This window comes from Bacillus cereus group sp. BfR-BA-01355 (assembly GCF_022663675.1).
GTDB classification, from domain to species: Bacteria; Bacillota; Bacilli; order Bacillales; family Bacillaceae_G; genus Bacillus_A; species Bacillus_A thuringiensis_S.
The window spans coordinates 26106-37678 of record NZ_JAKUFY010000050.1 but is presented as its reverse complement, the minus strand read 5'-3'; the positions used below and the strand labels follow the sequence as shown (position 1 = coordinate 37678).

Below are 11573 nucleotides of genomic sequence, written 5' to 3'. Positions count from 1 at the left end.
AGCCAGTAGTTGCTGAAGATGGTGGTATGAAAGAAGCGCGTGAATTATTTATAAAAGACTCAAATGCAGTGGAAAAAAAAACTGAAGCGTACATTGAGTTAAAGCAAGATAAAGAAGAGAAGAAAAGCGTTTAAACATATATGAGAAAAATTTTAGAAAAGGTGAGAAGAAATCGTACTTATTCGTTTGGTAAAGATTTATATGACCGGACGATGCGTGATGATGTAGCGGGCTTGGCAGCACAGCTCGCTTATTTCTTCTTGCTTGCAATTTTTCCTGGGCTCGTTTTCTTAATTACGCTTCTTGGATTTATCCCCATTCAAACAGAGGATGTGCTTAGTTTATTAGAGGTTTATGTACCAGATGATGCAATGAACTTAATTGAGGTAAATGTAGATAAAGTTGTAAACCAGCAAAATGGTGGTTTATTATCGTTTGGTTTATTATCTATGTTATGGTTTGCCTCAAATGGTGTTAATGCGGTTATGAATGCTTTTAACCGCGCTTATGATGTGAAGGAAACACGTTCTTTTATTACAACAAGAGCGTTATCAATTGTGTTTACATTAGCTATCATTTTTATGATTGTCTTTGCGTTAATTGTCCCAGTATTCGGACAAGTTATTGGAGCAGCAGTGTTTAAAGCACTCGGTTTATCAGATAGTTTCTCTTTCGTATGGAGCATTACACGATTAGTAGCGAGTTTCTTCGTGTTATTTGCATTGTTTAGTTTTTTATATACATTTGCACCAGATCGAAAATTAAAAAGAAGAGAAGTTATTTCAGGGGCGTTATTTGCTACTGTAGGATGGATTGTGGTATCGTACTCATTTGCTTATTATGTAGATAAGTTTGCAAATTACGCCAATACATATGGTGGTCTCGGTGGTATCATTATTTTAATGTTATGGTTTTATTTAACTGGATGGGTAATTTTACTTGGCGGTGAAATTAATGGTTTACTCCATCATTATAGAACGGGTGACAATAATTCCCGTAATGAAAAGTGAGCTCTTGTTCCATAATAATAGGGAACAGGGGGGATATTTCATGAGTAATAATAAAAAGAACCATAATAATAAAAATAACAATAAACAAAAAAGCAGTTCGCATCCAAAGCATAAAACGAGTAGCAGTGCGAATGGGCATAATAGCTACCATTAAAAAAAAGCGGGTCCTTTATGAGGGACCCGTTTTATTTGTTTCCTTTTAATAATCGTAAGCCATTCAAAATGACAAGAATCGTACTTCCTTCATGGCCAATAACACCGAATGGAAGAGCTAAAAATTGTAAAAAATTCGAACAAATTAGTAGTGCAATTACAGCTAGCGAAAAGATTACGTTTTGCTTCACAATACGGTTCATTCGTTTTGATAGACGGATCGCTTGAGAAAGTCGAGATAATTCGTTCTTCATCAGTACAACATCCGCAGTTTCTAAAGCTACGTCTGTTCCTTCTCCCATTGCTACACCAATGCTAGCAGTAGCTAGTGCTGGTGCATCATTTATACCGTCTCCGACCATTGCTACTGTACCGTATTTTTCTTTTAACTTTTTAATCGTTTCAACTTTTGTTTCTGGTAAGCATGATGCGTAATATTCCTTTATATTACTTTCAGAGGCAATTGCTTTTGCCGTTTCTTCATTATCTCCAGTAATCATAATTGCTTCGACACCAATGCTTTGTAAATCACGAATAGCAGCTATTGTTTCTTGGCGAAGCGTATCTTTTAAAGCGATAAGTCCAAGAATGCCTCCCTCATCACTAATATAAACGACAGTTTTACCTTCTTTTTCAAGTGAGGCAGAAATACCATTATGAAATGTCTTTGTTTCTTCACCGATAAAATCAGCTTTACCTATTTTATAAGCGCTGTTTTCCAATCTTCCTTTTAGACCAAAACCAGTTACATCTTCAACCTTTTCTGGTTTTTTTAATATAATGTCGTACGCATGTTGTGCATATTTAACAATGGATTCAGCTAAAGGATGTGTAGAGTGACTTTCAATTGATGCTGTAATAGAAAGTACTTCTTTTTCTGTTATATTTTCTCGAACATATACATCTGTTACGGTAGGTTTACCTTCTGTTAATGTTCCTGTTTTATCAAACGCGATTGCTTTCACAGAAGCAAGGCGTTCTAAATGTATACCGCCTTTAAAGAGAATACCGTTTCTCGCTCCGTTAGAAATGGCTGATAACGTAGCTGGTGTAATGGCAGCTACGAGTGCACAAGGAGATGCGACTACAAGTAAGATCATAGCGCGATAAAACGTTTCATTCCAGCTCCAGTCAAGTAAGAAATGAGGAACGAACATCATAAGCGCAACAACGAGTAGTACACCTTTTACGTATGTTCCTTCAAACTTTTCGATGAATAGTTGTGATGGTGATTTTTCACTTTGTGTACTTTGGACGAGACGGATAATCTTTTGGAATAATGTTTGATCGCTCGGCTTCGTAATTTTAACTTCGATAGCACCACGTAAATTTACAGTACCGGCAAATACTTCATCGCCATGTCTTTTCTCATTTGGAATAGGTTCTCCTGTGATTGCTGCCTCATCGATATTTGTTTCACCGTTATGAATCGTACCGTCAGCAGGAACACGTTCACCTGGTTTAATTAAAATAATGTCGTTAATTTGTAACTCTCCAACAGGAACACGTTCCTCAGTTCCTGTGGAAATACGTAATGCTTCTTCAGGTTGTAAGTCAAGAAGAGCGGAAATTTCTTTTTGGCTCTTACTTAACGTATAAGATTCCATAGCACCGCTGAGTGCAAAGATGAAGATTAAAATAGCCCCTTCTGCCCAGTAGCCAATAATTGCAGCACCGATAGCTGCAAAGAGCATTAGCATTTCAACATTTAGCTCTTTTTCTTCAATCGTATCTTCAATTCCTTCTTTCGCTTTTGCATATCCACCAACTATATAAGCAAGGATATAGCAAGTAATACCTACATTCATTGCATCGTTCTTTGTGAATAGCCAGCCAGCTAAAATAAAAATACCAGATGCCAATGCAAATACAAGTTCATAATGTTTTTTTAATGTGTCCCATAAAGAGGGATGGGAAATTGCTTCTTTTGCCTGTAACGTTTTTACTTCTGAGTTCATTACTACTCGCTCCTTCCGAATTCTTATTGAGAAAAATAATCAAAATCGAAACCCCTATAAAACGACGAAAGCTGCCATCCATAATGGATAGCAGCATTTCTGTTGAATCTGTTTTTAATCGTTATTATATTGTAATTATTCTATAGTATATCATATGTTTTTATGAGATGGTACGGTTTTGTTTCAAGTATAAACGGAAAACTTGTGTTTTCGCAATTCCTCTGGTATATATGAATATTGTTCATAAAAGATCGGAAAGGAAGACAACAAGTGAAGACAGAGAAATTTTTTACCCATCCGATTGGCGTATTTATTGCTGCAATAGTAGCAACTTTTTTATGGGGAAGCGCATTTCCTTTTATTAAATTAAGTTATGTTGAACTTGGAATTCAACCACAAGAAGTTGGAGAGCAAATATTATTTGCTGGTTATCGTTTCTTGTTATCTGGGGTAATGCTTTTATTCTTTTTTAAAGTGTTAGGGAAAAATATGAGCTTCAAAAAAGGAACGGGGAAACAGTTAATACAAATTGGTTTATTCCAAACGTTTCTTCAATATATCTGTTTTTATATTGGAATGAGTTATAGTTCGGGGATTGAAGGAGCTATCATTTCAGGGACATCATCATTCTTTCAAATTTTACTTGCCCATTTTGTATATAAAGATGATGCTCTTAATATGAGAAAATTAATTGGGGTATCGATTGGTTTTTGTGGCGTCATTTTAGTAAATGTGCCGAGTGATGGTAGCTTATCATTTCATTTTGGAATCGGAAGCTTATTACTTCTTAGTGCAGCAATGCTGTATTCATATGGAAACATATTAGCAAAAGAAGGTAGTAAAACATTAGATGTTGGCTATATGACAGCATACCAAATGATTTTTGGTTCTATAGGATTATTATGTATAGGGGCTTTACAAGTTGGAGTAATGCCATTTACATTTAGTCTACACGCACTACTTATGCTGATTTATTTATCTTTCTTATCTGCAGCTGGTTTTTGCATTTGTATAACATATTTAGGTGGAAATTATCATTATAGAATATTCTCTTTTAAAAAGCCTTTAACAGCAATATGTTAAAGGCTTTTTATTTCCCCAGTTAATAAAAATATGTGTTAAAATTAAATTTATTAATTGTAAGCCTTTACATTAATGTGGAGTACTATTTTAGGGGGGATATAGAAGGTGGACGTTGTAAATAGTTTTATTTTTAGAGTGAGGGAATACAAGGCTGCAGAATTTGATAAAGGGATACTAAACTTTAAACAAGCAGTTGGAATTGGTCTATATGATTTACACAGAGAAGTGGTTTTGCCAACACCCTTAACTAATTTTATTAAGGGTGTTTATGGAAGGAGATCACAGTCTTTAAGTAGTCAAAGGAATGCTGCAAGTGAAGTGTGTAAGTTTTTAAATTTTGTTATAGAGCGTACTAAAGAAAATGATGAGGACTTTTTATCGCTTCAGCAAGAAGGTATAAAAGGCTTAACTGTACTCCACGGGGCAAAATATATATCTTATCAGACAATTAGGTCTAAACGTGGTGAAATTAAAGGTTCTTATGTGTATAGAATGGAGAATTATTTAATTGAGTTTTATTATTGGCTGCAAAAACAGAATATAATTGAAAAAGATTTTGAATTAAAATATAAACTTAGTAGCTATAAAGGCAATGCTCGAACTGTAAAGGTGTCTCCTTTTAATGATTTGGAATTAGGAACTCTATATCCTAATAGAAGAGATGAAATTGTTGATAATAGGATAGTTGATTTTGGGAAAAATCGATATAATTTAGCTGTAAAGTTAATTAGAGTAGCAGAACAAATTGCAGAGGATATTGCATTTGGAATTTGTTTGCAATTATTTGGGGGACTGAGAAAGGGAGAAGTTGTAAACCTCCTAAGAACTAGCTTAAAACCCCAAGGGAGCTATGGAAAAAGTGGATTGATTATAGAAGTAAGAGATAATAGAGAATTAATATTTCAAAATAAAAAAAGTACAATTCATGAACAGGTAAAAAACCCTAGAAACCAATCCATATTGATTAGTAGTTTATTATCATCTTTATACCAAAAACATTTTGAAAGATTAAATAGATTAGAAAAAATAGGGCTTTTAAAAAATGAAAAAGCACTATTTATTTCAATGAGAACTGGAAAGCCCATATCGGGGAAACAATATTATCAGAAATTCAATAAAGTTAAAGGTAAGTTTCTTGAAGTATTGAGTAAAGAAGGGAATATAGAGGATTTTGAATATTTATTTGAAAATAGTTGGTCTACCCATATTTGTAGAGGAGTTTTTACTAATTTTTTGCTGGATATAGGAATGAGTGTTCTAGAAATTGCAATTGCAAGAGGTGATCGTAGTATAGAATCTGCTTTAGCTTATGTTGAAGAAAAAACAGCTTTAGAAAACATGGAAATAGCTGTTAATAAATTGAAACAACATTATGAATGTAAAGAAGCTTCCATAGCAAAGGAGTATATAAATGAACTAAGGAAGGTTGAATATTATGAGTAATGAGTTATTAAGTTGCAATAAAGTTATGGTTACATATAAAGGGTATGGATTTACTCCTAAAAAAATGAAGAAGTTAGTAGATAAAGGAAAAATACCAGCACACATAATAGATGAGAGAATTCTTTATCGTGAACAAGATATCATTAAGTATGTAGAAGAAATTGACCAGCTCAAAAAAAGATATATGACCTTTAGGGAGTTTATGGATGAAATAGGATATTCATTTCCGTACAATGGTCAGGCGCTGAATCATAAAATCATAAAGTTTGCGAATTCTGTAAATATAGAATTTTATAATTGTGGAGAATATAGGGTAAACAACACAAATTATTTTCTGAGTAGGAAGGATGTGAAAACGTTCAGAGATAATTATTTGAATATTTTAGATGCTGCCAAAATTATGAACGTGTTACCAGTTAGGGCAATCCGGAACTTAAGAATTCAAGGTATAGATATAAAAGAAATAAATCATATGTATAATTTAATATTTGTCAAAAAAGATGATGTATATACATATAAAAAATTAAAAGAAGAACGTCATGGATATTCTAAAAACGAAATAATGAAAATATTGAATATTGGAATGGTTTCTTTAGAAGAAGTACTTACATTTTATAAAATTTCATCAGATTCCAATACAGGCTTATTTTCAATAAAAGATGTAGAAAAATTAAAGATACTGCAAGCAAGGGTATATAAGAACATAAAAGAAAAATATTATACAGAAGCAGAGATAAGAACGGAGATAGAGCTGAGTATCAACACCCTTCGTCGATATCAGATATTAGATTACGCAAAAATAAAATTCCCTCATATTGCGAGGATAAAAGAATATAAAAAAAATATACAGGCAGTGTACTCAAAAAAAAAATTGGAGAGATACCTTGAAAAAAGGGAAAAAAGTGAGTACATATTAAACCTGAAAAGAAATTTATCCTCCTCTGTTTTTGATAATTTCCGTGAACTAGTACATATGTATGAATTGTTTTTCTCTGAAAAATCATTGGATACTGAAAAGTATTGGTTAGCTTATGTAAAATCTAAATTAACAAAATCTCGTGCACATCAAGAAACAATACAAACATATTTACATCAATTGATTGAATGTTCAAAAATATTAGTGGGATTAACAAGGGAAAAAGAAATATTTAATTTTTCTATAAAGGAATTAAATTTAAGTATTTTTAATGAAAATGTTTCAGGTGAATACCAAAAGTGGTTATATGGTTTTTTGAAAGAATTAAATAACAGTCATATAAAGAAACTTCATGTTGAAGAGTTAAACTATAAGTATAGTAAGAAGCGAAAAACAAAAAGAAAAGAAAAAAGTATTTATAAAATAGAAGGTTACATCTCATTATACAACTATACAATTAATACAGAAATGCATAAAAAGAAAGCAATAATGGATGTGAAAAAAGTTATACATGGTGATTTGGGCTATTCTAGGTATGAATCAGCTTGGTTGTATGTTCTATTACATTTAAATAATGCATGGAGGCATAAGGATATTTTAGAATTTCCTCGTGTAGATTTGAAGAAACTAGGTATAGCCAGTTTAAAGTGGCTTGAAGAAAATAAATTAACGATTGAAATAGCCCAAGGCATTATAAATCAAGTTAAATTGAAAAAATTTATTCATTCAAAAACAGGGAAAAGACGTTATTTCTTGTGTTCGCAAGAACTAATCATTCCGTTAGCCTATGCTATAATCCTTTGCGAATTAAGGTGCCAAATTGTGAGTCCTCAAAGTGAGCACTTAATTAATTTTAAGGGGAACAAATTTAGGAATAGAACACGTAATACATTTTTTGAAGGATATTGTAATGAATTTATATTTTCTTCTTTAAAGATGAATAGGACATTGATTAGTTATATGTATGATGTAATAAAAAAGACAACTGATCGAAATCCATTAGAAATAACGAAATATGTTCGAACGCATTCTAATATAGAAATCACAAATATATATGTTGATATTCCACAAGAACATCTTAATTTTATGACAAAGCAATTATTTGATGTAGGTTATTTTGGATATACATATGACATGATGGCGAGTATTCTTCTAGGAGAGCCACCAAAAGAACGAGAGAAGAGAACTGTAAGGGCCTTACTAACTAAAAGTATAATGGGTGATATTTATAAAATTGAGGGTATTGCTGGATATTTAAATAGGATAACTGAAGAAAAAAAGACATTATTAGAGTACCTTGAATCGGTATCTAAAGAAAACATTCAAAATACCTTTCATTTCATAACACTAGGTCAAATGCCGGCGAAGGAAGAAAATTATCAGTGTATATTTAGGAAGTGTGAATTTGAAGAAATAAAGTGTGATATGTGTCCATTTGCCATACCACATTTTTATGCCCTCTCAACTATTAGTGCAAGAGTAGTAAAAAGGGTAAAAGAATACAAAGAAAAAATAACACGTAATTGTAGTGAAGGAGAGAAAACAAGATTAGCAAATCTATTATTACGGGATATGATTTTACTAAAAGAGGCAAAAGAAAAGTTTGGAGAAGATGTTTTAAATGAATTTATAGAGAGTGGCTATGAGAATTTAAAAAGAAATATAAGTGAATTACCTAATCCATATATACATTCATCTATTGAAAAGAAAGGAAGGATGTAAGTGGTTGTTGACATCAATATAAAAGATTTTGAGGGGATTGAAGAATTTTCTGAAGATTATTTTGAGTTAGAAACATCTATTGATATATCTAAAGAGATATTAGAAAAAGAACAAATGCTAAATTTTTTAAGTGAATGTAAATTTGAGGATAACGTATGGATTTTAACAAAGGAGCTAGAACAACAAAGAGCAGCAGTGGATTTTAATTCTCTAGCTATACATAGTAGAATTTCTGAAAGGCTGTTATCAATTATAAAATGTTGGGTTGCACGATTGATAGAAAAATATAAAGCGAGTACGGTTCGGGAACACTTTTTAGCTTTAAAGAGGATTATAATGATTTCGAATGTTTTTGAATTAGATAAAATAAATGATGTTAAGGACGACCTTGCAGAAAAGAATGTATTAAGGAGGTTATATAACTGTATTGCAGTACTAAATTTTATTGATTATTATTCAGCAATTGATAGGGATGGTAAATATATAGAAATGTTTTTAGAAATAAAAAAGGGATTAAAAGTACCTCAGACAATTAGAAGGCTGCCACCTTCTCATGATGTTTTAAAATTTTCCCTTATTTTAGAAGATTATATAGTGAAATTGGAAGATAAAAATGCATATTACATGTACTTCCCACTTTATATTTGGTGGACACTGAGTAATCTTATACCAATGAGGCCATCAGAATTTTGTAACATTGAGAGGGATTGTTTATTTATAGATGATGGTGAAACTTATATAAGACTTCCTAGAACAAAATTAAAACAGAATATTAGGGGAATACAAATAATAGATAATATTTATATTCCAGAGGAATTGTATCATATGATTTCCGAATACATCAAAGAAACTCAAGAATTTGGAGTATCGGAGACACTTATTTCTTATTTATCAATACCTATTAAATCCGAAAAGCTCAAGTTGAATAAAAAGCGATTCACTGTTGAAAACTTATATACTTTATTAGAACACTTTCATGAAGATATTATATTTAAGCATTATGGATATACATTTAAACCGCCAAGTGATGAAGAAGAAAATGTAAAGCTTAGAAGTTCATCTAGGCCTTCAAGTAGTAAGATGGAGATTTCTCAAAAGATTCGTGCGAATGATACAAGGCATTTTGCATTTTTAAATTTAATGAGGCAAGGGTATCATCCTGTAGAAATAGCTAGATTAGGTGGACATATAAATATTCAAACTCAATATCACTATCATCAACATACTGAGTATTGGGTTGATACCGAAGTATTGCAACTTATGCTTAGGTTTAACTTACAAGAAAATCGATTCAAAAAAGCAGTAGGTTTAGGAAAAACAAGTAATATCAAAATAGATGAGAAGTTTAAAGAGAAGTTTGTATTACGTCCTGCCAAAAGTGGACATAAAAGGATGTTGGATCTTGGCTATTGTACGGATCCTCTTCAATACTGCCAGGTGGATGAATGTTACATGTGTAACGATTGGAGAATTAGTGAGTCTGAACTATATAGTAAATATCATTTACTAGAATTAAAAATGCGAGAAAATGAAAAAGAAATAAGTGATTTAATGCATACATTGAGAAATCTACACTTGCAGGCAATTAAGCACACGAGTGATATTCAATTTTCAGTTCATAATACAACGTTTTCAAAAGATTTGAAAGAAACGGCTAAGCAACTAGATTATGTGTTAAAAAAGAAACAAAAATTAAATCATTTATCATTGTGAGGTTTTAATTATGAAAATAAATCAAAATAAAAGGGGAAGAAAACCAAAGGTTTATTCTCAAGAGCTAATTAAGGAACTTATTTATAAATTTACACAGGAAAGAAAGATAACTGGATTAATTAAGTATATGGATATATATAGATTTTACCTTGAATTGTATAAAAGAGGGGATATTGAAATTAAATTTAGTGAAGATTTCTGGAGAAAGGAGGGAAGACAGGGGCGTATTGCAATTGACAGTGCGAATCAAGTATATAAATATACATTAAATATCAATTATACGGAAAGTGAAAAGGTAATTGATACGGAGCAAGTGATAGAGAAGTTTTATAAAGGGAATTCAAGGAATAAAGAAGCATTGAAAAGAACATTAAAGACGAATGAATCAAAATTAAGGACGTGTTTAGACAGAAATAAAAAATTAGAAAAGAAAATGAAAACTAAGGAATATGAAGTGCATGAACTTAAAAGTAAAATAACAAAATTAAATAGCAGGTTAGAAGCATTTGAAAATATTATGTTTATGTGGTTGGATGCAAGTGTAGATCCCAATGAGGATTTAGTAAACTTAATTACAACGGGTAAGTCTAGAAACAGTATTGTAGATTATATGTTTCAAACAATATTTTCAGAAAATCCTCATGAAGGGTATGGAAAATTCGAATCATTTAGAAGAGAAAAGAAAAGCGATAAAGAGGTGCAAGATGGGGGGGAAGTGGCAGTACTATCTTCTAAGTATAAAAATTCACTACTAGAGGATTTTAACTTGTAGATAATTTAACTAAAGTTGGTAAAGGTAATGTAGTAATTAGTTAGTAGAAAGTGAATTTATGTAGAATAAAAAAAGAGGGGTAGGCCCACATCGCTATCAAGCTAAAAAAACAAAATACCCCCTAAAATGAAAAAATACTGTAAAGTAATAATAAAGTTATTGAATAAATAATAAAGATCTGATATTATAATCCAATTATCTAAATGTTTATTTGGAGGTTTTATTAATGAACATTTTAAGTTCGTGGCTATATAACATGAAAATCATAAAATACTTATTGGGAAGGAGTTGATAATTTAAAACTAAAGGAGAGATATTAATGATATATAGAAAAGCAAATCAGAAAGATTATGATACAATTTTGAATATATGGGAAGAGTCGGTTTTAGCTACTCATCATTTTTTAAGAGATACCGATAGAGAAGATTTTAAAAAAGAAATACCCTCATATTTCCCACATCTTAATGTTCAGTTATGGTATGAGAAAGAGGATTTAATTGGCTTTTCTGCTATAAATAAACAACACTTAGAAATGTTATTCTTAAAACCTAATAAAATAGGTAAAGGATACGGTAAAGCTATTATTAATTCTTTAATTAAAGAATTTGATATTACAACAGTTGATGTAAATAAAGACAATAAGAGTGCAACTAAATTCTATATTAATAATGGCTTTTTTATAGTAAGTGAAACGGAAACAGATTCTTCTGGACGTCCATACCCTATACTAGAGCTAAAGTTAAAATAAGGTAACGGTGGAAATCCTCCCTTACCTTTGATTTTTGCACTAAACTGCGCGTTAG

9 protein-coding genes are annotated in these 11573 nt (G+C 31.4%); 8 read left to right on the top strand and 1 reads right to left on the bottom strand.

Going from position 1 to position 11573, the window contains the following annotated elements; genetic code table 11:
- Together MR167_RS17405 and MR167_RS17400 are read left to right on the top strand one after the other, a co-directional pair.
- Positions 1-134, top strand: a 134-nt coding sequence (locus MR167_RS17405) for a DUF4075 domain-containing protein (RefSeq protein ID WP_242315128.1), incomplete at its 5' end; no start/stop codon positions are given.
- A gap of 6 nt (positions 135-140) precedes the next feature.
- Entirely contained in the window at positions 141-1010 is an 870-nt protein-coding gene (locus tag MR167_RS17400; RefSeq protein ID WP_001226537.1) for a YihY/virulence factor BrkB family protein, read from the top strand.
- A 185-nt stretch (positions 1011-1195) separates the two neighbouring features.
- Here MR167_RS17400 and MR167_RS17395 read toward each other — a convergent pair whose 3' ends face one another.
- Positions 1196-3121, bottom strand: a complete 1926-nt coding sequence (locus MR167_RS17395; protein ID WP_242315122.1) for a heavy metal translocating P-type ATPase — start codon at positions 3119-3121, stop codon at positions 1196-1198.
- 270 nt (positions 3122-3391) lie between these two features.
- Here MR167_RS17395 and MR167_RS17390 point away from each other — a divergent pair, with 270 nt between their 5' ends.
- From MR167_RS17390 to MR167_RS17365, 6 genes are all read left to right on the top strand, one after another.
- Complete coding sequence (locus tag MR167_RS17390) at positions 3392-4204, top strand: DMT family transporter (RefSeq protein ID WP_242315121.1); 813 nt, start codon at positions 3392-3394, stop codon at positions 4202-4204.
- 105 nt (positions 4205-4309) lie between these two features.
- Positions 4310-5647, top strand: coding sequence for a hypothetical protein (locus tag MR167_RS17385; protein WP_242315120.1), 1338 nt, complete (start codon positions 4310-4312; stop codon positions 5645-5647).
- A complete protein-coding gene (locus MR167_RS17380) occupies positions 5640-8285 on the top strand; it encodes a helix-turn-helix domain-containing protein (protein WP_242315118.1) in 2646 nt (881 codons plus the stop codon). The genes MR167_RS17385 and MR167_RS17380 overlap by 8 nt, the downstream gene beginning before the upstream one ends.
- Entirely contained in the window at positions 8286-9998 is a 1713-nt protein-coding gene (locus tag MR167_RS33370; RefSeq protein WP_242315116.1) for a site-specific integrase, read from the top strand.
- Between the two features lie 10 nt (positions 9999-10008).
- The gene (locus MR167_RS17370) at positions 10009-10770 is read left to right on the top strand and encodes a hypothetical protein (protein ID WP_242315114.1); all 762 of its coding nucleotides are present in this window, start codon (positions 10009-10011) and stop codon (positions 10768-10770) included.
- 319 nt (positions 10771-11089) lie between these two features.
- Complete coding sequence (locus MR167_RS17365; RefSeq protein ID WP_242315112.1) at positions 11090-11518, top strand: GNAT family N-acetyltransferase; 429 nt, start codon at positions 11090-11092, stop codon at positions 11516-11518.
- Positions 11519-11573: the final 55 nt, after the last annotated feature.